The sequence below is a fragment of the Dryocola mayonis genome (assembly GCF_051307045.1).
In the GTDB taxonomy this organism is placed as follows: domain Bacteria; phylum Pseudomonadota; class Gammaproteobacteria; order Enterobacterales; family Enterobacteriaceae; genus Dryocola.
This window is the reverse complement of sequence record NZ_CP150452.1, coordinates 1,687,059-1,710,413: the sequence shown is the minus strand read 5'-3', so window position 1 is coordinate 1,710,413 and position 23,355 is coordinate 1,687,059. Positions and strand designations below refer to the sequence as shown.

Here is a 23,355-nt window from a genome sequence, read left to right as displayed (position 1 = left end):
ACGGTTTAGATCTTCTTAAAGATCAGAGAACCGTTGGTGCCACCAAAGCCGAAGGAGTTACACAGCGTGTACTCCAGCCCTGAAACCTGGCGCGCAACGTGCGGAACAAAGTCCAGATCGCAGCCTTCGTCAGGATTGTCGAGGTTGATGGTTGGCGGAACGGCCTGATCGCGCAGCGCCAGGATGGAGTAGATAGACTCTACCGCACCCGCAGCACCCAGCAGGTGACCGGTCATCGATTTAGTGGAGCTCACCAGAACCCGGCTTGCGTCTGCACCAAAGATAGATTTCACCGCCTGGGTTTCCGCTTTGTCACCGGCAGGCGTCGAGGTGCCGTGCGCGTTGACATAGCCGATCTGCCCCGGAGTGATGCCCGCATCGCGCAGCGCATTTTCCATCGCCAGAGCTGCCCCGGCGCCGGTATCCGGCGGGGAGGTCATATGGTAGGCATCGCTGCTCATACCAAAACCAACGATTTCCGCGTAGATCTTCGCGCCGCGTTTTTTCGCGTGTTCATACTCTTCGAGCATAATCACGCCGGCGCCGTCACCGAGCACAAAGCCGTCACGGTCTTTATCCCAAGGACGGCTTGCCGCCTGCGGGTTATCGTTGCGGGTGGAGAGCGCACGCGCCGCGCCAAAGCCACCGACGCCCAGCGGCGTACTGGCTTTTTCTGCGCCACCGGCCAGCATAGCGTCCGCATCGCCGTAAGCGATGATGCGCGCCGCATGGCCGATGTTATGCACGCCGGAAGTACAGGCCGTGGCAATGGAAATACTCGGGCCGCGCAGGCCGAACATAATGGTCAGGTGACCTGCCACCATATTCACAATCGTCGACGGTACGAAGAAGGGACTGATTTTACGCGGTCCACCGTTAACCAGCGAGGTGTGGTTCTCTTCGATAAGACCCAGCCCACCGATACCAGAACCGATAGCGGCGCCGATACGGGTTGCATTCTCTTCCGTTACTTCAAGCCCAGAATCCAGCATGGCTTGATGGCCAGCGACAATTCCATATTGAATGAAGGCATCCATCTTGCGCTGTTCTTTACGCGAGATGATGTCATCACAGTTAAAATCCTTTACTAAGCCAGCAAATTTCGTTGCATAGGCGGTAGTATCGAAATGGTCGATCAGGCTGATGCCACTCTGACCGGCAAGGAGAGCTTTCCAGGTAGACTCTACGGTATTGCCGACAGGAGACAACATGCCCAGTCCGGTCACAACTACACGACGCTTAGACACGTTTGTCCTCCAGGGAGGGAAAAAATAGGACTTGTGGGACAATTAGATAAAACTCAGGCGGTCGAGTGACCGCCTGGAGATGTTCACTTACGCCTGGTTACCGTTGATGTAATCAATGGCAGCCTGAACGGTGGTGATTTTCTCAGCTTCTTCGTCCGGAATCTCAGTATCAAACTCTTCTTCCAGAGCCATTACCAGCTCAACGGTGTCAAGAGAATCAGCGCCCAGGTCCTCAACGAAGGAAGCGGAGTTGATTACTTCTTCCTGCTTAACGCCCAGTTGTTCGCCAATGATTTTCTTAACGCGTTCTTCGATAGTGCTCATACTCTTAAATTTCCTATCAAAACTCGCTTTCGCGATGGTTTTCGTAGTGTATAAAATGTTGAAAAAGATGCAACTAAATCCCGGCAGGTCGTACCACGATTTTACGCTATTTTGCGGGCATTCGCCCAAATAACGCAAATAATTTTATTCGTGGTTAAACCATATACATTCCGCCGTTGACGTGCAGGGTCTCACCAGAGATGTACCCGGCCTCGTCAGAGGCTAAAAATGCTACTGCACTGGCGATTTCTTTTGCGTCACCTAAGCGACCCGCTGGAACCTGCGCCAATATACCCGCACGCTGATCGTCAGAGAGCGCACGCGTCATGTCCGTTTCAATAAAGCCCGGAGCAACAACGTTTACAGTAATACCGCGGGACGCGACTTCACGCGCCAGCGATTTACTGAAACCAATCAGGGCCTGCTTTCGCCGCAGCGTAGTTAGCCTGACCAGCATTTCCCATGGTACCAACCACAGAACCGATAGTGATAATACGACCGTGACGCTTTTTCATCATAGCGCGCATTACCGCTTTTGACAGACGGAATACCGATGACAGGTTGGTTTCGATGATATCGTTCCACTCGTCATCTTTCATGCGCATTAACAGGTTATCACGAGTGATACCGGCATTATTTACCAGAATATCCACTTCGCCAAATTCTGCGCGAATATTTCCTAATACCGACTCGATAGATGCCGGATCGGTCACATTCAGCATAAAACCTTTACCGTTAGCGCCTAAATAGTCGCTGATGGCCTGCGCGCCGCTTTCGCTGGTCGCAGTCCCGATAACTTTCGCACCGCGAGACACCAGGGTCTCTGCGATTGCACGGCCGATGCCGCGGCTTGCGCCGGTTACCAGCGCAACTTTTCCTTCAAAACTCATGGGCTTCCTCGTTTTATTGCTCAAGCGCCGCTGACAGAGAAGCAGGCTCATTGATGGCTGCTGCGTTCAGGGTGTCAACAATACGTTTCGTCAGGCCGGTCAGGACCTTGCCCGGACCGACTTCCAGCAACCGGGTCACGCCCTGTGCTGCAATAAATTCTACCGACTTCGTCCACTGCACCGGGCTGTAGAGCTGGCGTACCAGCGCGCTACGGATAGCCTCAGGGGAAGTTTCGCACTTCACATCAACGTTATTCACCACGGGTACGGCCGGCGCGTTAAAGGTGATGTTTTCCAGCGCCGCGGCTAATTTTTCCGCCGCAGGCTTCATCAGCGCGCAGTGGGACGGCACGCTCACCGGTAACGGCAGAGCACGTTTGGCGCCCGCTGCTTTACACGCCGCGCCTGCACGTTCTACCGCCTCTTTGTTACCGGCGATAACGACCTGGCCTGGCGAGTTGAAGTTTACCGGAGAGACAACCTGCCCCTGCGCCGCTTCTTCACAGGCCTTAGCGATAGAGGCGTCATCCAGACCGATGATAGCAGACATTGCGCCCGTGCCTTCCGGCACCGCTTCCTGCATCAGTTTGCCGCGCAGCTCGACCAGACGAACCGCATCGGCGAAGTTGATTACGCCTGCGCAAACCAGCGCGGAATACTCGCCCAGGCTGTGGCCGGCCATCAGCGCAGGCTTTTTGCCGCCCTGCTGTTCCCACACGCGGTAGATGGCCACCGAGGCGGCCAGCAGCGCAGGCTGGGTCTGCCAGGTTTTATTCAGTTCTTCGGCAGGCCCCTGTTGCGTCAGCGCCCAAAGATCGTAGCCCAGCGCGTCTGAAGCTTCACGGAAGGTTGCTTCGACAATCGGATATTTCGCCGCTAAATCAGCCAGCATGCCGACAGTCTGCGAGCCCTGCCCCGGGAAAACAAAAGCGAATTGAGTCATCTTCAAATCCCTATAATCAAAAACGAACCAGTGCTGAACCCCAGGTAAAGCCGCCGCCGAACGCTTCGAGCAGCACCAGCTGCCCGCGTTCAATGCGCCCGTCGCGAACCGCTTCGTCCAGCGCCGCAGGCACGGAGGCCGCGGAGGTGTTACCGTGGCGGTCTAACGTAACGACAACGTTGTCCATCGACATACCCAGCTTTTTCGCGGTCGCGCTGATAATGCGCAGATTTGCCTGATGCGGCACCAGCCAGTCGAGATCAGAACGGTCCAGATTATTTGCCGCCAGCGTTTCATCGACAATGTGCGCAAGCTCGGTGACCGCCACCTTGAAGACTTCGTTGCCGGCCATCGTCAGGTACGACGATTTTGCAGGATCGAGACGATCCTGGTTTGGCAGCGTCAGCAGTTCGCCGTAGCTGCCGTCAGCATGCAGATGCGTGGAAATAATGCCCGGCTCTTCGCTCTTGCCCAGAACGACTGCGCCCGCACCATCGCCAAACAGAATAATTGTCCCGCGATCTTCCGGATCGAGGGTTCGGGCCAGCACGTCCGAACCAATCACCAGCGCGTACTCTACCGCGCCGTTTTTCACGTATTGATCGGCGATGCTCAGCGCGTAGGTAAAGCCTGCGCAAGCGGCCGCGACGTCAAACGCCGGGCAACCTTTAATACCCAACATGCCCTGCACCTGGCAGGCTGCGCTTGGGAAAGCGTGAGTCGATGACGTGGTCGCAACAATGATTAAGCCAACCTGAGACTTATCAACGCCGGCCATTTCCAGGGCGCGCGTTGCCGCGGCGTAGCCCATGGTCGCCACGGTCTCTTCAGGCGCTGCGATGCGGCGTTCACGAATACCCGTACGGGTGACAATCCACTCGTCAGAAGTATCCACCATTTTTTCCAGGTCGGCGTTAGTCCGCACGTGTTCGGGCAGGAAGCTGCCCGTACCTATAATCTTCGTATACATGTACGCTCAGTCACTCTTGGGTAATACAGATTCCAGGCGGGCAGAAATCCGGGTGGGGACTTGCCGCGCCACCGCCTGCACTGCCTGTTCAATCGCGACGGCAAAGGCTCGCTGATTGGCCGCACCGTGGCTCTTAATCACGGTACCGCGCAATCCTAACAGACAGGCGCCATTATACTGGTCGGGGTTGAGGTGACTGAATCGCCTGGTCAGATGCTTTTGTAACCAACGCTTCAATAAAATCAGCCACCACGACCTTTTTTTCCCTTCGCCCTGTGATTTCAGCAGCGAAAGAAACATTCTCACCACCCCTTCCATCGTCTTGAGTGTGACGTTACCAACAAAGCCATCACACACCAGCACGTCCGTTTTACCGGTCAACAGTTCGTTGGCTTCAAGATAACCAATATAGTTGATAGAAGGCATTGTTTTTAATAAAGCAGAGGCATCGCGAATACTGTCGAGGCCTTTGGTCTCTTCTTCACCGATATTCAGCAGCGCCACGCGCGGGTTAACCAGGCCCAGCACTTCTTCAGCCATCACGGAGCCCATGATGGCGAACTGCACCAGCATATTGCTGTCGCAGTCTACATTGGCGCCGAGATCGAGCACTACGGTTTTACCTTTTTGCTGATGGGGTAGCACCGTCATCAGCGCCGGGCGTTCAATGCCTTCAATGGGCTTGAGCAATAATTTTGCCAGCCCCATTAACGCGCCGGTGTTGCCGGCGCTTACGCATGCTTCAGCCCGCCCTTCTTTAACCAACTCAAGCGCCAGACGCATTGATGAACCGCGGCTATTGCGGATCGCCTGTGCCGGTCTGGCATCACTGGCAATAACCGATTCCGCAGGAATTATCTGCAGACGCGAACGTTTTTCGAAATCAGCTTTGGCAAGTAATGGCGTGATGGCGTCGGGACAGCCGACTAAAAGAAGGTTTAACCGGGGATTAGAGTCCAGTGCCTGCAATGCTGCAGGCACTGTCACGGAAGGACCGAAGTCCCCACCCATGGCATCTAACGCAAGGGTTAGACGTCTCAAGGTATCGCCAGATTACTTAGCGATAACCTTGCGGCCCGCGGTAGTAACCGTCGGCGGTGATGTGGTGACGCAGATGAGTTTCGCCAGAAACTTTGTCCACGGACAGGGTGGTGGTGGTCAGCGCGTCATGGGAACGACGCATGCCACGTTTGGAACGGGTTGGTTTATTCTGTTGTACGGCCATGGACCTTACTCCTCAATTACTTACGCTTTAAACTGGCTAATACGGCAAATGGATTCGGTTTCTCCGCCTCTTCAGGCAGTTTGCCAAAGACCATGTCCGCCTCGGACACTTCACAGTGTTCAGAATCATGCACCGGAACCACTGGCAAGGAGAGGATGATTTCATCTTCAACCAGAGCCAGAAGATCGATTTCGCCAAATTCGTTAACCTGAACCGGCTCATACGCTTCCGGGAGTGCTTCAGCCTGCTCGTCTTTGACGATCGGACTAAAACAATACTGTGTGTAGACCTGATGAGCAAACGGCTTCCCGCAACGCTGACATGACAGAGTGACCGAAACCTTTGCATCGCCGGTTAAAACGGCAAGGCGCTGGTTGTCGATAGCAAACGTCATATCGCATTCTACATCACTGTCCACACTGACCACAGATTCGGCGACGCGCTCAACCTGTTCAGGAGTATAAACACCCTGGTAATCAAGGCGTTTTTGAGCCGTACGAACCGGATCGAGAGTCAGGGGTAATTTTACCTTTTGCATAGGGCGCGCATATTAACTTTGTAACGTCATAGAGTCAAAGAAAAAGGCCTCGAAACAGCGCCTTTCGCCATTTATTCGCACACATTGCGGTGGCACAGTTTAAAATGCCTTTATCCAATTCGCTATCTTTAATGAAAAAAATATGCAACCTCTCGTACTGGCTTCCACCTCTCCTTTCCGTCGCGCCCTGCTTGAAAAACTCGGCGTGCCCTTTATTACCGCCTCGCCTCTTACCGATGAAACGCCGAAACCCGGCGAGAGCGCTCGCGAGCTGGTGACCCGTCTTGCCCAGGCCAAAGCGCAGGCGTTAAAAAACGAATTTCCCTCGCACTTAATTATCGGCTCCGATCAGGTTTGCGTTTTAAATAATCAGATTGCCGGCAAACCGCACACTGAAGAAAATGCGGTACGGCAGCTGCTGCTCGCCCGCGGCGGCATCGTCACTTTTTACACCGGGCTTGCGCTTTATAATTCGCAAAGCGGGCATCTGCAGACCCTGTGCGAGCCTTTTGACGTCCATTTCCGCCACCTGAGCGAAGAGGAGATCCGCAGCTACGTCCGTAAAGAGCAGCCGCTGCAGTGCGCGGGCAGCTTTAAAAGCGAAGGGTTGGGCATCGGGCTATTTGAACGGCTGGAGGGACGCGATCCCAATACGTTAATCGGGCTGCCGCTAATGGGCTTGTGCGAGATGTTAATAAAAGAGGGGTGCAACCCGCTGCTTGCATAAAAAAACGCTCCCCGAAGGGAGCGCTTTTTATCAGGAAGCGTTACGCAATACGGTAAGGCAACGCTTGAGCTGCTCGTCTAGCGGCGCTTCGACGCGCATAATTTCACCCGTATTAGGGTGGGTGAAACGTAGCGCCGCGGCGTGCAGGAACAGGCGGTTTAGCCCGGTGCCCGCCAGCTGCTTATCAAACTCGCGATCGCCATAGCGATCGTCAAAGGCGATAGGATGCCCGGCGTGAAGCGTATGCACGCGAATCTGGTGCGTACGGCCGGTCACCGGACTGCAGCGCACCAGCGTGGCGAAAGCGTAGCGCTCTTCCACTTTAAAACGCGTTTCCGACGCCTTGCCTTCGCTGTTAACGCGCACAATGCGCTCGCCGCTTTGCAAAATATTCTTCAGCAGCGGAGCCTGCACCACCTTCATATGCGACTGCCACTGGCCGCGGACCAGCGCCAGATAATCTTTCTGCATGCCTTTATCACGCAGCTGCTCGTGCAGCGAGCGCAGCGCGGAACGTTTTTTCGCCACCAGCAGGATGCCCGATGTGTCGCGGTCCAGGCGGTGGACAAGCTCCAGGAAACGGGCTTCCGGGCGCAGCGCGCGCAGGCCTTCAATGACGCCAAAGCTCAGGCCGCTTCCGCCGTGAACCGCCGTGCCCGACGGCTTATTGAGCACCAGGATATGCTCGTCCTCATAGAGGATAGCGTCGGCCAGCGCCGCCACTTTCTGCAGATGCGGCGATACCGGCGCCTCTTCACGCTCGGCCACTCTGACGGGCGGAATTCTGACCTCATCGCCATCTTCGAGTTTGTACTCGGGCTTGACGCGTTTTTTATTCACGCGCACTTCGCCTTTGCGCAAAATGCGATAAATCATGCTTTTCGGCACGCCCTTTAAGCGGGCGAGCAAAAAGTTGTCGATACGCTGCCCGGCCTCATCGGCGGAAATAGCAACGATTTTTACGGAAGGTGTCTGGGTTTTCATGGTCGGCGATTCTAAATAGCGTACGCGCGTAGCGCCACTCATTTTTATGTGCTTAACTGACAATCTGTCTCATTCGAGCAGATATAACCTTTCTTTTTGCGTTTTGCGTTGCGGATGAAAAAAAGCGAGTTAAAAATCTGTAAGAAACGAGGCATCAAAGGCAAAAGTCAACTTGCTATAATAAGGTTAGCAATGGAATAATGTTGCGGTTTTCCGTGTTGATACTTGTTAGAGCAAGGAATTTTGCGGAATTACCATTTTTGTCTGAATGCACATCCACGCAGCAATGGCGTAAGACGTATTGTACTTTCAGGCATTTAGCGGGCTGCGGGTTGCAGCCTGGCCGGTAAAATGGAATCAACGCTTGTGAAACTATTTCCAGGACTTGTTCCCACGATAATTGCGCTGTATTTCCGTATGAAATACAGGCTACCGACACTTTGCGCCTCTCAGCAAGCGACAACCGTGAGGTTGGCGACTGTGCGTTTAGTCACGAGGCCATCGGTTCATTCCCGGTCAGCGTCACCATGCCCGTAGCTAATCACCTATGTAAGAATAATGAGTAAGTTACGATGAAAAGAATGCTAATAAACGCGACTCAGCAAGAAGAGTTGCGTGTCGCCCTTGTAGATGGGCAGCGCCTGTACGATCTGGATATCGAAAGCCCAGGACACGAACAGAAAAAAGCGAACATCTATAAAGGCAAAATCACCCGCATCGAACCAAGTCTGGAAGCGGCATTTGTAGATTACGGCGCCGAACGTCATGGTTTCCTCCCTCTCAAAGAAATCGCCCGCGAGTATTTCCCGTCTAATTATTCATCACATGGCCGTCCGAACATTAAAGACGTGCTGCGTGAAGGCCAGGAAGTGATTGTCCAGATTGATAAAGAAGAACGTGGTAATAAAGGCGCAGCCCTGACCACCTTTATCAGCCTGGCGGGCAGCTACCTGGTGCTGATGCCGAACAACCCGCGCGCCGGCGGCATTTCACGCCGCATCGAGGGCGACGACCGCACCGAGCTGAAAGAAGCCCTTTCTTCTCTGGAACTGCCGGACGGCATGGGCCTGATTGTACGCACCGCCGGCGTGGGTAAATCCGCTGAAGCGCTGCAATGGGACTTAAGCTTCCGCCTGAAGCACTGGGAAGCGATTCAAAAAGCCGCTGAGAGCCGTCCTGCTCCGTTCCTGATTCACCAGGAAAGTAACGTTATCGTGCGCGCTTTCCGCGACTACCTGCGTCAGGATATCGGTGAAATTCTTATCGATAACCCGAAAGTGCTTGAGCTTGCGCGCCAGCATATCGGCGCGCTGGGCCGCCCGGATTTCAGCAGCAAAATTAAGCTTTATACCGGCGAAATCCCGCTGTTTAGCCATTACCAGATTGAATCGCAGATCGAGTCCGCCTTCCAGCGCGAAGTTCGCCTGCCGTCCGGCGGTTCGATCGTTATCGATTCCACCGAGGCGCTGACCGCCATCGATATCAACTCCGCCCGCGCAACCCGCGGTGGCGATATCGAAGAGACGGCGTTTAACACCAACCTGGAAGCCGCCGATGAGATTGCCCGCCAGCTGCGTCTGCGCGACCTGGGCGGCCTGATCGTCATCGACTTTATCGATATGACCCCGGTTCGCCACCAGCGTGCGGTTGAAAACCGTCTGCGCGAAGCCGTGCGTCAGGATCGCGCCCGTATTCAGATAAGCCATATTTCTCGCTTCGGCCTGCTGGAAATGTCCCGCCAGCGCCTCTCCCCTTCCCTGGGCGAGTCAAGCCATCACGTCTGCCCGCGCTGTAGCGGCACCGGCACCATCCGCGATAACGAATCCCTGTCGCTGTCCATTCTGCGCCTGATTGAAGAAGAAGCGCTTAAAGAGAACACGCAGGAAGTACACGCCATCGTTCCCGTACCTATTGCGTCTTACCTGCTGAACGAAAAACGTGATGCCGTAAGCGCGATTGAAACCCGTCAGGGCGGCGTGAAAGCGATCATCGTGCCGAACGATCAGATGGAAACGCCGCACTACTCCGTGCTGCGCGTACGCAAAGGCGAAGAGACCAAAACCCTGAGCTACATGCTGCCTAAGCTGCATGAAGAAGAGATGGCGATGCCTTCTGATGAAGAGTACGCCGAGCGTAAACGTCCGGAACAGCCGGCGCTCGCCACCTTCGTGATGCCGGATGTGCCTGCCGCTCCGCAGGAAGTAACGCCTGCCGCAACGCCTGCCGCCGCCGTCAAAACCGCCGCGCCTGCACAGCCGAAAGCGCCTGCGCAGCCAGGCCTGGTCAGCCGCTTCATCAGCGCGCTGAAAAACCTGTTTGCCGGTGAAACCGCCGTTGAAAGCAAAGAAGTAAAAGAAGAGAAGCCAGCCGAGGCCGAAACTCAGCGCCAGAGCCCGGAGCGCCGTAACAACCGCCGCCAGAACAACCGTCGTGACCGTGGCGATCGTAACAACCGTAACGAAAACCGCGAAGGTCGTGAAACACGCGAGCCTCGTGAAAGCCGTGAACCTCGTGAACCTCGCGAACCACGCGAGAATCGCGACGAAAACCGTCGTAACCGTCGTCAGGGCCAGCAGCAAAACGCTGAAGTGCGTGAAACGCGTCAGAACGTGGCGGAAGAAGTTGAAAAACCGAAAGCCCGTGATGAGCAGCAGCCGCCGCGCCGCGATCGTAACCGTCGTCGTAGCGATGACAAGCGTCAGGCGCAGCAGGAAGTTAAGGCCCTGCAGCGTGACGAAGTCGTTGAGGTCGAAGCGGAACAGCAGGAAGAACGCGTCCAGGTTATGCCGCGCCGTAAACAGCGCCAGCTGAGCCAGAAAATTCGCTTCGAATCCGCTGAGGACATTGCTGCAGCTCAGGCTGCGGCCGCCGCGGCGCAGGAAGAGGCGCCGGCTCAGGCAGCGGATACCTCGCATACCGAACTGGCGACCATTCCGTTGCCGGCGGTGGTTGAGGCTCCGGCCAGCGAGCAGGACGACAACGGCGATTCACGTAATGATTCTAACGGTATGCCGCGCCGTTCGCGTCGCTCTCCGCGCCACCTGCGCGTGAGCGGGCCAGCGTCGTCGTCGCTATCGTGATGAGCGCTACCCTGCCCAGTCGCCAATGCCGTTAACCGTTGCCTGCGCCTCGCCGGAGCTGGCCTCCGGTAAAGCCTGGATCAGCTATCCAATCGCCCGTCAGGACGTTGCGGCGCCGGAAGAAGAAGTGCAAAACACAACCGTCGTTGATGAAGCACCAGCTACAGCCGCTGCCCAGCAGCCCGCGGAAGTTGTGGTTTCTGAGCCTGTGATTCAGGAAGCGCCAGTAGCTGAGCCGGTAATTGAAACCACCCATCCGGAAGCAATCGCAACGCCGGTTACCGAACAGCCGCATTTGATTGCCGGGCAGGACGAAGCCGTTGCTGAACAGGTAATTGAAGAGGCGAAGCCTGCTGTGGTTGAACCTTCTCCGCAAGCGGAGCAGGCCGCAGAAATCGTGGAGGTCGCTCCTGTTGTGGTGGAAGAAACCGCGCCGGAAGCGCCGGTTGCCACCGCGGAAGAGAGCGAGCCTGCGCAGACAACGCCTCCGGCGACGCCTGTCGTTGAAGATGAACCCGTCGCTGAAGCTGAGCCGGTGGCAGAAGAGCCGGCTGCGGTAGCGCCGCCGGTTATCGCGCACGCCGTTAAGCACGCGACTGCGCCGATGACTCGCGCTCCTGCGCCTGACTATACGCCTGAACCGGCGCGTCAAAGCAGCTGGGTGCGTCCGGAGTTTGAGTTTACCGGCCGCGGTTCAGCAGGCGGCCACAGCGCGACGCATCAGGCGACAGCGCCGGCGACTCGTCCGCAAAGCGCCGAGTAATATCAAGCGCTAATAAAAAGCCGGTCAGGTAGCTGACCGGCTTTTTTTATCTCCGTATGCAACCAAAAGTGGGATAAAAAAAAGCCCGCTCCGGGGTGCGGAAGCGGGCACATGATGCGCGTCCAGTTTCATGACGCGCCCAAAATCAAAAACTATTACTTGTTAAGCTGGAACAAGGACATGCCCTGCATATCGGTGAATGCTTTATAAGAAGCCTGTAGCGCCGCCTGCTGCATGGTGTAAGAAGAAATTGTTGCGTTCCAGTCAACGTCAACCAGGCTGCTCATCTGCGTCTTTTGATCCACCGCGCGATCGTCGCCTAATGAATCAAGCGCGCTTAACTCATTTAGCTGAGTACCCAGCTCAGAACGGACGGTCAACACGTTGTTGAGTGAGTTCTTAAGCCCGCGGTTAGTTTTATCAATGACCGCAGTTAAAGCGGCTTTCTGATCGTCATCAAGAGCTGCTGTCGGCGTCTTTAAGGCTGCAATAGCCGTATCAAGCATCTTGAACAGATCGGTTTCCGGGGCTGAGTTATCCGGTTCCGCTACCGCATTACTGGTGATGGTATTGAAAACCTGCGTCCCCGTGTGGCCGATGGTCATCGTGCGGGAGGCGTCCACTGATTGTGTGATAGCCGTTTGACCGCCTCCATAGCTAACCCCGTCGTCTCCGTCGGTAAAAGGAGCCGTTTCGGTTTTGTAACCGGCAAAAATATAACGGCCGTTGCCGTCAGTACTGTTTGCCAGATTCAAAAGCTGGTCACGAATCCCGCTAATTTCCGTTGCCAGAGAAGCGCGGTCATCATCGCTTAACGTTCCGTTGCCCGCATAAACAATTTTTTCCTGCGCGGTTTGAATCGCCGTCGTCACCTGGGACAACACGTTTTCTTCCAGCGAAACTTTTTGCGTGGCAAAGGTGCGCGCCAGCGCGTACTGGCTGGTTTGCGACTGTGCCTGAGACAAAACCACCGCCTGGGAAGCCGCAACCGGATCGTCAGAAGGCCTGTTGACCCGCAGGCCGGTCGACATCTGTTCACCGTAGCCCAGCCAGGCGCTCTGGGCGTTGGTCACGCCGCGCATCGACTGGTCGTACATCATCTGAGTACTAATACGCATTCGCTATGAATCCTCAGTTATCGAATTGATGAAAGCAGCGCATCAAATATGCTGGATGCGGTTTGTAAAACCTGAGCGTTAGCCAGGTAATACTGCTGATAACGTTGCAGATTGCCATACTCTTCATCCAGGTTAACCCCGGAGATGGACTGCTGCTGATTGCTAAGCTGGGTCACCACGTTGCTTTGCGTGGTGCTGGTCACTTTCAGACTGGCGGTTTTATTGCCGATATCGCTGATAAGGCCCGCATAGGCATCGTTAAACGATTTACTGCCACCGACCTGTTTAGCATTCTGCAGGTCGACTAAAGCCTGCGCGTTACGGTTATCGCTGTCGCCGGCCTCAGGGTCGGCGGCGAGCGCAAGCTTGCTTTCATCAGTAATCTTCACGCTCATGTTTACTATGGCGTTAGAGACCGGTTTCACGGTAAAGCTGTCGTTTGCTTTAGCCGCGCCACCGACGTCAATATTCAGGCCATCAAACTTCAGGCCGGTAACGTTGCCCGCACCGTCATCCGTAGTTTCAACAGCGATTTTTGCGTTATCGGACAGGCGAGTCACCTGCCAGCTCGTACCGTCATAAACAACTTTATAGTCGCTTGCCTGAACTTTTGAGCTATTTTCAACGCTCGCCGTCAGTTCACCGGTGCCTTGATTTTTTGCATTACTGAGCACTGACGGGCTACCAATAGCGAACAGATCTTCACCCGGCTCGCCATCGGCGTCATAACCCTGGGTATGTTGCTTATTAATAGAATCGGCAAATGACAAAGCTAATTGCCCAAGGCTATTACGCGCCTTGTCGAGATCCTGGCTACGGAAGGTTAACAACCCGCCCAGCGAACCGGTGGTTAGCTGGCTTTCAGGAATTTCAACCGTCCCTGCAACTTTATCTACATAGGCCACGGTTAGTCGTGAAGGATCAGCGCTGGACGGCACGGCAGCAAGCTGTTTCGCGCTGCTGCCCTGTACCAGAGAAATACCGTTCGCGATTGAGACGTTGTAACTGCCGCCATCCTGAACGCTGACCTCAACCCCAACAATCTGGTTTAGCTCGCTAACCAGCTGGTCGCGCTGATCGAGCAGATCGTTCGGCGCAGCTCCTCCGCTGATACCTTTCAGACGAGAAATCTGATCGTTCAGGTTCGCGATTTGTGTAGCGTAGTTATTAACCTGCGCCACGCTGTTCTGGATGGAGCCGTTAATCTGCTTATCCTGATCGCGCAGATACTGGTCCATCACTTTAAACTGGTTCACCAGCCCTTCAGACTGACCCAGCAGCGCCTGACGAGCCGCAGAGTCTTCGGCATTACTGGTCAGCGTTTGCAGGCCGGTAAAGAAACTTTGCATGGTCGTTGCCAGCGTATTCGTCGTGCCGGAGAACAGGTCGTCGATTTTCGACATTTCCTGATACTGCGTACTCAGGCCGCTGTTTTGGGTTTGTGCTGAACGAAGCTGGTTGGTAATAAACGCATCATATTCACGCTGCACGCCGCTTACGTACACGCCGTTTCCCGTATAGCCGCCAGCTCCCAGGGTGCTGTTGGTCTGTGACAGTATTGTCGTCTGGCGCGTGTAGCCCGCTACGTTATAGTTTGAAATGTTATTACTGACGGTGTTTAGCGCCGCCTGGGCAGCGCTCAGGCCACTCATGGCACTGTTAATCAGGCTACTGGACATGGAGGTTCCTTAAGCACGTATTGTCACGGGTCCTGTCGAGTAGTATCGGCAGGCAGGCGCCGGACTTGAGTTTTTTAGCGTAGATTCAGAACAAATTTGACAGATCGTTGCTATAGGCTTTAGAGACTTTGTCGCTCATGGCTTTAAGCTGCTGAATCATTCCCGTAAGCTTGCGCGCATAGTTCGGATCGGTGGCGTAACCGGCATTCTGCAACGCCTGGGCGCCCTGCTCCGGCGTGCTGGCGTTGGTGACCGCGGCGTAGCGCGGGTTGCGGGTCAGCATGCCTACATAATCGGAGAGCGCCTCAAGATACGAGCCGTAGACGCGGAATTTGGCTTTCACCTTCTTCGCCTCGCCGTTTTCGAACTCGGTGGTGGTTATCTCCGTCACCGGCCCTTTCCATCCGGAAGAGGCCTTCACGCCAAACAGGTTAAAGCTCGGCTCGCCGTTCGCGGTGAGAATCTGACGCTGTCCCCAGCCGGACTCAAGCGCGGGCCTGCGCCAGGATAAGGTGATGAGGAATACCGCTCTGCTCGCTTGCCAGGCGCGCCGGGAGGGAGAGCTGCGCGAGGAAGTCTTTGCTGTCGCCGCTAAGCGGAGCTTCATTAGAAGGCGCTTTCGGAATCGCCTGGCGCACCATTTGCGTCAGGGCCTGATTCTGATAGCTGGTTACCGTCTGCAAATCGAACTTCATCGGCACCTTGCCCGCCTCTTCCGACGGGTCGGCGTTCTCGCCCATCTGTTTGACCATCATATCCGCAAGGCCCAGCCCTTTGGCGCTAAGCTGCTGGGCTATCTGCTGGTCATACATGCTGGTATACATGCGCGACTGTTCGCTGCTGAAGATGCCGTCTTTCGGCAGCGCCTCGCGCATGCTTTTTAACATCATCTGCACGAACATCCCTTCCACCTGGCGGGCAACCGATTTCAGGTTGCCTTTCGGATCCTGTCCGGCCTTCGCTTTCAGCTCGTTAAGCGAGGTGGCGTCCCACGCGGCGTTTGCCAGTGACTGGGTATCGTTGAGCATCAGATGATTTCCACTTTCGCGCGCAGGCATCCCGCGCTTTGCATCGACTGCAGAATCGACATCAGCTCCATTGGCGTCGCGCCAAGGGTATTGAGCGCGCGCACCACGTTGTTGAGGTTGGCGCTGGAGTTTACGCGCTGTAATGCTCCGCCGCTCTGGCGTAAATCGATTTGCGTTTGCGGGGTGACCACGGTCTGTCCGCCGCCAAACGGCGTATCCGGCTGGCTAACCTGCGCCTGGCGGTTAACGGTGACGGAAAGATTCCCCTGGGCGATAGCACAGCTGTCCAGCGTCACCTCACGGTTCATCACCACCGACCCGGTACGGGAGTTGATGATGACTTTCGCATCCTGAACCGCCACGTTGACTTCAAGGTTCTGAATATCGGCCAGTAAACGCACCTGTGAACTGTTGCCGCCTGGCACACGGATCTGAACCGTCCGCGCGTCGAGCGCAGAAGCGCTGCCGTAGCCGCGAGAGCTGTTAATGGTGTCGGTAATCTGCTGGGCAAGGGTGAAGTCGTCGTCGTTTAGCTGCAGGTTAATAACGTTGCCCTGGCCGAAGGTGCCCGGCAGTTCACGCTCGATAACCGCGCCGTTGGTGATGCGTCCGCCGTTAAGCTGGTTGACCTGCACGCTGCTGCCGCCTGCGGCCGCGCCCGCGCCGCCGACCAGGATATTACCCTGCGCCAGCGCGTAAACCTGGTTATCCACCCCTTTCATCGGGGTCATCAGCAGCGTACCGCCGCGCAGGCTTTTGGCGTTACCCATAGAAGAAACGACAACGTCGATGTTCTGTCCGGAGCGCGCAAAGGCGGGATACTTCGCGGTTACCATTACTGCGGCTACGTTCTTAAGCTGCATGTTGGTGCCGGCAGGCACGGTGATGCCCATCTGCGAGAGCATGTTGTTCAGGCTTTGGGTGGTGAAAGGCGTTTGCGTTGTCTGGTCGCCGGTGCCGTCAAGGCCCACCACCAGACCATAGCCGATCAGGGAGTTTTCACGCACGCCCTGTACGCTTGTCAGGTCGCGAATACGCTCGGCCTGCGCGAGTGAAGACATCAGCATCAGCACTGCGAATAAATATTTGACCATGATAGCCCTCGCTTACATCGGCGATAAATTAAGGAAGAAGCGCTGCAGCCAGCCCATGTTCTGCGCCTCATTGATATAGCCGTTACCGACATATTCGATACGGGCATCGGCCACTTGGGTGGAGGCTACGGTATTGCTGCCGCTAATCGTGCGCGGGTTCACCACGCCTGAGAAGCGAATGAATTCGGTGCCCTGGTTGATGGCGATTTGTTTTTCGCCCACCACGTGCAGGTTGCCGTTGGCCAGCACCTGATCGACCGTGACGGTCAGGGTGCCGCTGAAGGTATTGCTGGCGTTCGCGCCGCCTTTACCGCTAAAGCTGTTGCCGCCTGATGCATCGATGGCCGCCCGATCGTTGCCGAACAGGCCTTCGAGGTAGCGCGGGGTGACGTCCAGGCCGAAATTCGTTTTGCCATCGCGGCTGGCATTCGCCGAAGAGCTCTTGCTGGCGCTGACGTTTTCCTGAAGCTGAATGGTCAAGGTATCGCCGACGTTACGCGGGCGACGGTCTTCAAACAGCGGTTGATAACCGTAGTTCACAGGCTGCGCGGTCTGGAAAATAGAGCCGTTAATCACCGGCGCCGGGCCGGGAACCGGCTGGGCCGTCGTTGCCCCTTCCACCAGAGGTTTCGAGGGGATCAGAGCGCAGCCGCTCGTGGCCAGCACCAGGCACATCACGACGGGACGAAGAACCATAGGTTTTTGCATTGCTTTCATCTTCAGGTCTCAACGGCCGGCGCGGGCAAACGCGCCGGCAAACATCTTACAGCTGCGTCAGTTTTTGCAGCATCTGGTCTGTGGTAGAGACCGCTTTACTGTTGATTTCATAAGCGCGCTGCACCTGGATCATGTTCACCAGCTCCTCAGCGACGTTTACGTTAGAGGTTTCGACATACCCCTGGTACAGCAGCCCTGCTCCGTTCATTCCCGGCGTACTTTCATTCGGCGTACCGGAAGACTGGGTTTCGGCGTACAGGTTTTCACCCAGGCTTTCCAGTCCGGTATCGTTCATAAAAGTGGTCAGGTTAAGCTGGCCTACCTGAACCGGCTGCGCCTGGCCCTGCTGGGTCACGCTCACCACGCCGTCGCGTCCGATGGTTATCGTCAGGGCGTTAGCTGGAATAGTAATCGCAGGCTGAACCTGGAAACCGCCGGAGGTCACCAGCTGGCCGTTCTGGTCAACCTGGAAAGAGCCGTCGCGCGTATACGCGCTTGAGCCGTCCGGCAGCTGGACCTGGAAGAAGCCCTGGCCTTTGATAGCCACATCTTTACTGTTGTTGGTTTCGGAAAGATTGCCCTGGCTGTGCAGGCGCTCCGTTGCCACCGGGCGAACGCCCGTACCAATCTGCAGACCGGACGGCAGCGTGGTTTGCTCAGAAGATTGAGCGCCCGGCTGACGGATGGTCTGATAAAGCAGATCTTCAAATACCGCGCGCTGACGCTTAAAACCGTTGGTGGAGACGTTTGCCAGGTTGTTGGCAATCACATCCATATTGGTTTGCTGAGCGTCAAGACCCGTTTTGGCGATCCATAATGAACTGATCATATTGCATTCCTGTTAGTTACGCGGCGAGCGCTTAGCTCATCGACAGCAGCTGGTTAGCACGCTGCTCGTTTTCATCGACGCTTGAGATCATCTTCATTTGCATCTCAAAGCGGCGGGCGTTGGCTATCATGTCCGCCATCGCCTCCACCGGCTTTACGTTGCTGCCTTCCAGCACGCCGGGCATAACCTTGATAGTCGGGTCGGCCTGCAAGGTCGCACCGCGTGCGGCCGTTGCCGTCGGGTTCAGGCGGAAGAAGCCGTCGTCGCCGCGCATCACTTCCTGGCCGGTCGCTTTGACTAGCTTCAGGCGGCCGATGGGCGCCACGGTATCAGGCGCATCGCCGGCGTTCAAAGCCGAGAGGGTCCCGTCCGCGGCAATGGTGATTTCGGCGCCTTCCGGGACCGCAATCGGCCCGCCGTCGCCCATCACCGGCTGTCCGTTAACGGTCAGCTGGCCGGCAGGGCTCACCTGCAGATTGCCGTTGCGGGTATAGGCCTCGGTGCCGTCCGCGCTTTGTACCGCCAGCCAGCCGTCCTGTTGCAGAGCGACGTCCAGTGGGCGCTGGGTGTAATCAAGCTGTCCCTGGCTCATATCCGCCCCGGGAGTCGAGGCGGCGACGAGCGTGCGGGTCGGCAACGACTGGCCTTCTACCGGCACCGCGCGCAGGGCGTTGAGCTGTGCGCGAAAGCCGGGAGTTGAGGCGTTTGCCAGGTTGCTGGCCGTCACCGCCTGTTGGTTCAGCGTCTGACTTGCCGCGCCCATGGCGGTATAAATTGCGTGATCCATTAAGCCATCCCGTCAGATGATTAGCGCAGGTTAACCAGGGTGTTGAGGATCTGATCCTGGGTTTTGATGGTCTGCGCGTTCGACTGATAGTTACGCTGCGCGACGATCATGTTCACCAGTTCTTTACTCAGATCGACATTTGAGGCCTCCAGCGCGCCGTTGGTCAGGGTGCCGAAGTTGCCGGTGCCCGCGGTACCCAGCAGCGCAACGCCGGAAGCGCTGGTCGCCGCCCAGACGTTATCGCCCTGCGAAGCGAGCCCTTCAGGGTTAGCAAAGTTCGACAGCACGATCTGGCCCAGCACCTGAGTCTGTTCGTTGGAGTAGTTGCCTACTACGGTGCCGTCGTCGTTAATCTGATAGCTCACCAGATCGCCCGGCTTGTAGCCGTTCTGGCTGGTGGCCACGATATTGTTCGAGCCGGTGTTCTGCTGCATGGAGTTCAGGAAGCTCAGGGTGAACGTGGCCGCCGTCGCGCCAGGCATGGTATCCGTGGCAAGGCCTTCAATTTCACCGCCGGATTTCAGGTTGCCGTTCTCATCAAAGACCATGGATGTCTGCTGCTTAGCAACGCTGCCCGCCACGCTGCTGTCCTGGGTGTAAACATCCCAGGTATTTGCGGTATCTGATTTAACAAAGAAGACGTTCATGTCATGGGCGTTGCCCTGGCTGTCATAAACGGTGACGGTGCCTTTTTTGTTGTAGGTGTCTGAATCCGTAGCGTCAAAAGGCGTCTTCGTCGGCACGGCATCCGTAGAGTTCAGGTTAATCTGAATGGCTGCGGAGGTGGTCGTTTTAGCGGCCATCAGCGTGTTCGGTACGGACAACCCCACCGGATTCGCGCCCTGCTGGATTGTCGGCGGGGTGCCGGTTGCCGGATAGCCGGTCAGCTGCATGCCCTGCATGTTTACCAGGTTGCGGTTTTCGTCCAGCTTGAACTGGCCGTTACGGCTGTAGTAAACGGAACCATTATCATCCACCAGACGGAAGAAACCGCTCTGGCTGATGGCAACGTCCAGGCCGCGCCCGGTGCTGGTGGTGGTGCCGTCGTTAAAGTCCTGGGTGATGCCCGCGACTTTTACGCCAAGGCCCACTTTAGAACCGGCGAACATATCCGCAAACGAGGCGGTACCGGCTTTAAAGCCGTAGGTGGCGGAGTTGGCAATGTTGTTGCCAATCACGTCCAGGTTAGTGGCCGCAGCATTCAGGCCGCTGACCGCTTGAGAAAAGGCCATGTCTTACTCCTGCAAAGGTTAAAGGCTTAAATAATCTGCCTGATTTCGTCGAGGGTGGTGGTCCCGTAGGTTCCGAGGTCCAGCAAGGTTGAACCATCGGTATTGTTGGTCACGCCGTTGACCAAGGCGAAGTTGAGCGGCTGCGCCACCAGTTGGGTGCTGCCGTTGCTGGCGGCAATTGATACGTTATAGGCGCCGTCCGGTGCGGTGGTGCCATCGGTCATGCTGCCATCCCAGGTGAAGGTATGAACGCCCGCGGACAAACCGCCGATATCAATGGTGCGCACCACCTTACCGCTGCTGTCCGTGATGGTGGCCGTCACCTTATCGGCGGCCTGTTGCAGCTCAACGCCAAACGGCGTGGTGGCATCACTGCCTGCCAGAATTTTGGTACCCGGGATCATAACGCCATGCCCAATCAGGGTGGTCGCCTGCACCTGCTGATTGCTGGTCAACTGGCCTGAGACCGAGCCCAGCGTGGTATTAAGCTTTTCGATGCCGCTAAGCGTGCTGATCTGCGCAAGCTGCGAAGTCAGCTCGTTGTTTTGCAGCGGGTTAGTCGGATCCTGATTTTTTAGCTGCGCAACCAGCAGCGTCAGAAAGCTGCTTTGCAGATCCGAAGAGCTGCTTGCCGAGCTGGTTGAGAGACTCGAGGTACTGCTGGCACCGCTAACGGTGGTGTCATTCACATTAACCGCGATAGACATACGTCACTCCTTTATTGACCGAGAGTCAGGGTTTTCAACATCATGCTTTTCACGGTGTTGAGCACTTCCACGTTCGCCTGGTAGCTGCGCGAGGCGGACATGCTGTTCACCATCTCGCCCACCACGTCCACGTTCGGCATCCGCACATAGCCCTTTGCGTCCGCCAGCGGGTTGCCCGGCTGATAAACCAGCTTGTCAGGATCCTGGCTTTCCACCACTTCGCTGACCTTCACACCGCCGGTCTGCGCGCCGGGCGCGGCGTCAACCTGGAAAACGACCTGCTTTGCGCGGTACGGCTGACCGTCTGGCCCGGTTGCGCTATCGGCGTTCGCCAGGTTGCTGGCCGCGACGTTCAAACGCTTGGACTGCGCGGTCATTGCCGAACCGGCGATATCAAAAATATTCAGTAACGCCATGATTAATTACCCTGTTGCAGCACGGACATCATGCCTTTGATTTGCCCGCCCAGAACCTGCAGGTCGGACTGATACTTCAGGCTGTTATCCGCAAATTGCGTACGCTCCCTGTCCATATCGACGGTGTTGCCATCCATCGACGGCTGGTCTGGAATGCGGTAGAGAAGGTCCATCTGCGGGACAGATTGGGTTTGTGCCGGAATGTGACGCGAAGAGGTCAACGCCAGCGACACGCCGCCGCCTTCCACGCGCCCGCGATCCATCACCTTTTTCATTTCGCTGGCGAAATCGATATCGCGCGCCTGAAAACCCGGCGTGTCCGCATTGGCGATATTTGCCGCCAGAATCTCCTGACGCTGGGCACGCAAATTAAGCGCTTCTTGCTGAAATCGCAGCGCGGCGTCCAGTTTGTCGAGCATGTTCTCTCCGCATAATTAGGATTTGTCCGACAGCTTACGGCCCCTTACGCGTGCGTTATCGACGGAATAAGCACAAAATGCATCGCTATTTGTCGCCTTGATCAATTCCGGCAGCGGTTAAAATCACTGCAACCTGAACAAGGAGAAGCGTCATGAAGAGTGTGAAAATCTGGGGCGGAATTGCGCTATTGCTGGCTTCCCAGCAGGCAGCCGCAGGCCTGCTTGATGCGCCGCTGACCCAGTTTTTCCAGCAGCGCCTGGCGGGCATAAGCGACGACGTCTCGGTGACGGTGAAAACCCCCGATGCGCAGCTGCCTTCCTGCCCGCAGCCGGACTTCGTGATGCCAAACAACGGCCGGATGTGGGGAAACGTTAGCGTGCAGGCGCGCTGCGGGAACGACAGGCGCTACATTCAGGTGGTGGTGGCCGCCAGCGGTAACTATGTTGTCGCCGCGCAGGCTTTAGCCCGCGGCACCGTGCTTAACGAAAGCAATGTGCAAATGAAGCGCGGTCGCCTGGACCAGTTGCCGCCGCGAGCCATGCTCGATCTCAACCAGGCCAATAACGCGGTAACCTTAAGAGACGTCGCGCCGGACCAGCCGATTATGCTATCGATGGTGCGGCAGTCCTGGCGAGTCAAAGCCGGGCAGCGCGTACAGGTGGTGGCGGCAGGCGAAGGTTTTAGCGTAAACAGCGAAGGCCAGGCATTAAACAACGCGGCCGTGGCGCAAAATGCCCGCGTGCGCATGGCCTCAGGCCAGATCGTAAGCGGTACGGTGGATGCTGATGGGAATATTCTGATTAACCTATAATCTTTTTAAAGATTCCGTGGCGGCTGCCGATAAATATTTAACAATGATTTTGGCAGGCTCCCCGCCGTGAGCCCCCTCGATGAGGATAAAACAATGAGCATTGATCGCACGTCGCCCTTAAAACCGGTAAGCACCGTTCAGCCGCGCGAAACTACCGATACCCAGACGCAAAAGAACCGTCTGGAAAAGAGCGCCACGGCCAAAAGCACCAGCGTCACGTTAAGCGATGCGCAGGCCAAGCTGATGCAACCGGGCACCAGCGACATCAATATGGATCGCGTGGAAGCGCTGAAAACAGCCATCCGTAACGGCGAGCTAAAAATGGATACCGGCAAAATCGCCGATGCGCTGATCCAGGAAGCGCAAAGCTATTTACAGAGTAAATAATTGCATGAGTCGTCTGTTAGAAGTGCTGGACCAAATGACCGCGGTGCTCAATTCACTCAAAGAGGTGATGGACGCCGAGCAGCAACAACTGTCTGCAGGCCACGTAAATGGCAGCGCATTACAACGCATTACCGAAGATAAAAGCTCGCTGCTTGCGACGCTCGATTATCTGGAGCAGCAGCGGCGCGAACTGCAAAATCAGCAGGCTGGCTCAAGCCATGATGTTAACCTTCGCTGGCAGACGATTACCGATAAAACGCAGCATCTGCGTGATATCAACCAACATAACGGCTGGCTGTTAGAAGATCAGCTGGCGCGTAACGAGCAGGCACTGGCCGTACTTAAGCCGCACCAGGAACCCAATCTTTATGGGGCCGATGGACAAGCCACGACGGTGAATCGTGGCAGTAATAAAAAAATAACTATCTAATAAAAAACC

Annotated in this window: 21 protein-coding genes and 4 pseudogenes; 5 read left to right on the top strand and 20 right to left on the bottom strand. The window is 56.2% G+C overall.

Annotation, left to right across the window (positions count from 1 at the left end):
* Nucleotides 1–5 precede the first annotated feature (5 nt).
* The 8 genes and pseudogenes from fabF to yceD all read right to left on the bottom strand — a co-directional run bounded on the left by fabF (nt 6) and on the right by yceD (nt 6,137).
* Nucleotides 6–1,247 (bottom strand): beta-ketoacyl-ACP synthase II, encoded by a 1,242-nt coding sequence (gene fabF, locus WLO32_RS08310; protein ID WP_435947906.1) that lies wholly within the window; start codon nt 1,245–1,247, stop codon nt 6–8.
* Between the two features lie 87 nt (nt 1,248–1,334).
* Nucleotides 1,335–1,571: an acyl carrier protein gene (gene acpP / locus WLO32_RS08305; protein ID WP_121267807.1), complete on the bottom strand. Its 237-nt coding sequence runs from the start codon at nt 1,569–1,571 to the stop codon at nt 1,335–1,337.
* A 154-nt stretch (nt 1,572–1,725) separates the two neighbouring features.
* Nucleotides 1,726–2,461 (bottom strand): annotated as a pseudogene (gene fabG, locus WLO32_RS08300) (3-oxoacyl-ACP reductase FabG).
* A 13-nt stretch (nt 2,462–2,474) separates the two neighbouring features.
* Nucleotides 2,475–3,404, bottom strand: a complete 930-nt coding sequence (gene fabD, locus WLO32_RS08295) for an ACP S-malonyltransferase (RefSeq protein WP_435947905.1) — start codon at nt 3,402–3,404, stop codon at nt 2,475–2,477.
* A gap of 16 nt (nt 3,405–3,420) precedes the next feature.
* Complete coding sequence (locus tag WLO32_RS08290; protein ID WP_435947904.1) at nt 3,421–4,374, bottom strand: beta-ketoacyl-ACP synthase III; 954 nt, start codon at nt 4,372–4,374, stop codon at nt 3,421–3,423.
* Nucleotides 4,375–4,380: 6 nt separating this feature from the next.
* A complete protein-coding gene (gene plsX, locus WLO32_RS08285) occupies nt 4,381–5,415 on the bottom strand; it encodes a phosphate acyltransferase PlsX (RefSeq protein WP_435947903.1) in 1,035 nt (344 codons plus the stop codon).
* Between the two features lie 12 nt (nt 5,416–5,427).
* A pseudogene (gene rpmF, locus WLO32_RS08280) lies at nt 5,428–5,599 on the bottom strand (50S ribosomal protein L32).
* Nucleotides 5,600–5,615: 16 nt separating this feature from the next.
* On the bottom strand, nt 5,616–6,137 hold the full coding sequence (gene yceD, locus WLO32_RS08275) for a 23S rRNA accumulation protein YceD (RefSeq protein WP_121267802.1): 522 nt from the start codon (nt 6,135–6,137) through the stop codon (nt 5,616–5,618).
* A 142-nt stretch (nt 6,138–6,279) separates the two neighbouring features.
* Here yceD and WLO32_RS08270 point away from each other — a divergent pair, with 142 nt between their 5' ends.
* Nucleotides 6,280–6,864 (top strand): Maf family protein, encoded by a 585-nt coding sequence (locus WLO32_RS08270; RefSeq protein WP_435947902.1) that lies wholly within the window; start codon nt 6,280–6,282, stop codon nt 6,862–6,864.
* 30 nt (nt 6,865–6,894) lie between these two features.
* Here WLO32_RS08270 and rluC read toward each other — a convergent pair whose 3' ends face one another.
* On the bottom strand, nt 6,895–7,848 hold the full coding sequence (gene rluC, locus WLO32_RS08265; RefSeq protein ID WP_435948267.1) for a 23S rRNA pseudouridine(955/2504/2580) synthase RluC: 954 nt from the start codon (nt 7,846–7,848) through the stop codon (nt 6,895–6,897).
* Nucleotides 7,849–8,420: 572 nt separating this feature from the next.
* Between rluC and rne the strand changes: the two are divergent.
* A pseudogene (rne, locus tag WLO32_RS08260) lies at nt 8,421–11,691 on the top strand (ribonuclease E).
* Between the two features lie 155 nt (nt 11,692–11,846).
* Here the strand turns inward: rne and flgL are convergent.
* The 11 genes and pseudogenes from flgL to flgB all read right to left on the bottom strand — a co-directional run bounded on the left by flgL (nt 11,847) and on the right by flgB (nt 21,717).
* Entirely contained in the window at nt 11,847–12,809 is a 963-nt protein-coding gene (gene flgL, locus WLO32_RS08255; protein WP_435947901.1) for a flagellar hook-associated protein FlgL, read from the bottom strand.
* 17 nt (nt 12,810–12,826) lie between these two features.
* Complete coding sequence (gene flgK / locus WLO32_RS08250; RefSeq protein WP_435947900.1) at nt 12,827–14,488, bottom strand: flagellar hook-associated protein FlgK; 1,662 nt, start codon at nt 14,486–14,488, stop codon at nt 12,827–12,829.
* A gap of 85 nt (nt 14,489–14,573) precedes the next feature.
* A pseudogene (gene flgJ / locus WLO32_RS08245) lies at nt 14,574–15,516 on the bottom strand (flagellar assembly peptidoglycan hydrolase FlgJ).
* The gene (locus tag WLO32_RS08240) at nt 15,516–16,610 is read right to left on the bottom strand and encodes a flagellar basal body P-ring protein FlgI (protein ID WP_435947899.1); all 1,095 of its coding nucleotides are present in this window, start codon (nt 16,608–16,610) and stop codon (nt 15,516–15,518) included. Before WLO32_RS08240 ends, flgJ begins: the two are co-directional and overlap by 1 nt.
* Nucleotides 16,611–16,622: 12 nt before the next feature.
* Nucleotides 16,623–17,327, bottom strand: coding sequence for a flagellar basal body L-ring protein FlgH (locus WLO32_RS08235; RefSeq protein ID WP_435947898.1), 705 nt, complete (start codon nt 17,325–17,327; stop codon nt 16,623–16,625).
* A gap of 46 nt (nt 17,328–17,373) precedes the next feature.
* Nucleotides 17,374–18,156, bottom strand: a complete 783-nt coding sequence (gene flgG / locus WLO32_RS08230) for a flagellar basal-body rod protein FlgG (protein ID WP_435947897.1) — start codon at nt 18,154–18,156, stop codon at nt 17,374–17,376.
* A 31-nt stretch (nt 18,157–18,187) separates the two neighbouring features.
* Nucleotides 18,188–18,943 (bottom strand): flagellar basal body rod protein FlgF, encoded by a 756-nt coding sequence (locus WLO32_RS08225; protein WP_435947896.1) that lies wholly within the window; start codon nt 18,941–18,943, stop codon nt 18,188–18,190.
* 20 nt (nt 18,944–18,963) lie between these two features.
* Nucleotides 18,964–20,175, bottom strand: a complete 1,212-nt coding sequence (gene flgE, locus WLO32_RS08220) for a flagellar hook protein FlgE (protein ID WP_435947895.1) — start codon at nt 20,173–20,175, stop codon at nt 18,964–18,966.
* Nucleotides 20,176–20,201: 26 nt separating this feature from the next.
* The gene (flgD, locus tag WLO32_RS08215; protein ID WP_435947894.1) at nt 20,202–20,882 is read right to left on the bottom strand and encodes a flagellar hook assembly protein FlgD; all 681 of its coding nucleotides are present in this window, start codon (nt 20,880–20,882) and stop codon (nt 20,202–20,204) included.
* Between the two features lie 11 nt (nt 20,883–20,893).
* Nucleotides 20,894–21,298, bottom strand: a complete 405-nt coding sequence (flgC, locus tag WLO32_RS08210) for a flagellar basal body rod protein FlgC (protein WP_435947893.1) — start codon at nt 21,296–21,298, stop codon at nt 20,894–20,896.
* A 2-nt stretch (nt 21,299–21,300) separates the two neighbouring features.
* A complete protein-coding gene (gene flgB, locus WLO32_RS08205) occupies nt 21,301–21,717 on the bottom strand; it encodes a flagellar basal body rod protein FlgB (RefSeq protein ID WP_121267791.1) in 417 nt (138 codons plus the stop codon).
* Nucleotides 21,718–21,869: 152 nt separating this feature from the next.
* Here flgB and flgA point away from each other — a divergent pair, with 152 nt between their 5' ends.
* From flgA to flgN, 3 genes are all read left to right on the top strand, one after another.
* The gene (flgA, locus tag WLO32_RS08200) at nt 21,870–22,529 is read left to right on the top strand and encodes a flagellar basal body P-ring formation chaperone FlgA (protein WP_435947892.1); all 660 of its coding nucleotides are present in this window, start codon (nt 21,870–21,872) and stop codon (nt 22,527–22,529) included.
* 93 nt (nt 22,530–22,622) lie between these two features.
* Nucleotides 22,623–22,916, top strand: a complete 294-nt coding sequence (flgM, locus tag WLO32_RS08195; RefSeq protein ID WP_435947891.1) for a flagellar biosynthesis anti-sigma factor FlgM — start codon at nt 22,623–22,625, stop codon at nt 22,914–22,916.
* 4 nt (nt 22,917–22,920) lie between these two features.
* On the top strand, nt 22,921–23,346 hold the full coding sequence (gene flgN, locus WLO32_RS08190; protein ID WP_121267788.1) for a flagella biosynthesis chaperone FlgN: 426 nt from the start codon (nt 22,921–22,923) through the stop codon (nt 23,344–23,346).
* Nucleotides 23,347–23,355: the final 9 nt, after the last annotated feature.

What these genes read in the sequence shown, in the direction of transcription:
- flgL (WP_435947901.1), bottom strand. Translation starts at nt 12,809, where the DNA reads ATGCGTATTAGTACTCAGATGATGTACGACCAGTCGATGCGCGGCGTG.
- WLO32_RS08235 (WP_435947898.1), bottom strand. Translation starts at nt 17,327, where the DNA reads ATGAAAGCAATGCAAAAACCTATGGTTCTTCGTCCCGTCGTGATGTGC.
- WLO32_RS08240 (WP_435947899.1), bottom strand. Translation starts at nt 16,610, where the DNA reads ATGGTCAAATATTTATTCGCAGTGCTGATGCTGATGTCTTCACTCGCG.
- flgG (WP_435947897.1), bottom strand. Translation starts at nt 18,156, where the DNA reads ATGATCAGTTCATTATGGATCGCCAAAACGGGTCTTGACGCTCAGCAA.
- flgK (WP_435947900.1), bottom strand. Translation starts at nt 14,488, where the DNA reads ATGTCCAGTAGCCTGATTAACAGTGCCATGAGTGGCCTGAGCGCTGCC.
- yceD (WP_121267802.1), bottom strand. Translation starts at nt 6,137, where the DNA reads ATGCAAAAGGTAAAATTACCCCTGACTCTCGATCCGGTTCGTACGGCT.
- flgD (WP_435947894.1), bottom strand. Translation starts at nt 20,882, where the DNA reads ATGTCTATCGCGGTTAATGTGAATGACACCACCGTTAGCGGTGCCAGC.
- acpP (WP_121267807.1), bottom strand. Translation starts at nt 1,571, where the DNA reads ATGAGCACTATCGAAGAACGCGTTAAGAAAATCATTGGCGAACAACTG.
- rluC (WP_435948267.1), bottom strand. Translation starts at nt 7,848, where the DNA reads ATGAAAACCCAGACACCTTCCGTAAAAATCGTTGCTATTTCCGCCGAT.
- flgC (WP_435947893.1), bottom strand. Translation starts at nt 21,298, where the DNA reads ATGGCGTTACTGAATATTTTTGATATCGCCGGTTCGGCAATGACCGCG.
- WLO32_RS08290 (WP_435947904.1), bottom strand. Translation starts at nt 4,374, where the DNA reads ATGTATACGAAGATTATAGGTACGGGCAGCTTCCTGCCCGAACACGTG.
- fabD (WP_435947905.1), bottom strand. Translation starts at nt 3,404, where the DNA reads ATGACTCAATTCGCTTTTGTTTTCCCGGGGCAGGGCTCGCAGACTGTC.
- WLO32_RS08225 (WP_435947896.1), bottom strand. Translation starts at nt 18,943, where the DNA reads ATGGATCACGCAATTTATACCGCCATGGGCGCGGCAAGTCAGACGCTG.
- flgM (WP_435947891.1), top strand. Translation starts at nt 22,623, where the DNA reads ATGAGCATTGATCGCACGTCGCCCTTAAAACCGGTAAGCACCGTTCAG.
- flgE (WP_435947895.1), bottom strand. Translation starts at nt 20,175, where the DNA reads ATGGCCTTTTCTCAAGCGGTCAGCGGCCTGAATGCTGCGGCCACTAAC.
- WLO32_RS08270 (WP_435947902.1), top strand. Translation starts at nt 6,280, where the DNA reads ATGCAACCTCTCGTACTGGCTTCCACCTCTCCTTTCCGTCGCGCCCTG.
- flgN (WP_121267788.1), top strand. Translation starts at nt 22,921, where the DNA reads ATGAGTCGTCTGTTAGAAGTGCTGGACCAAATGACCGCGGTGCTCAAT.
- flgB (WP_121267791.1), bottom strand. Translation starts at nt 21,717, where the DNA reads ATGCTCGACAAACTGGACGCCGCGCTGCGATTTCAGCAAGAAGCGCTT.
- flgA (WP_435947892.1), top strand. Translation starts at nt 21,870, where the DNA reads ATGAAGAGTGTGAAAATCTGGGGCGGAATTGCGCTATTGCTGGCTTCC.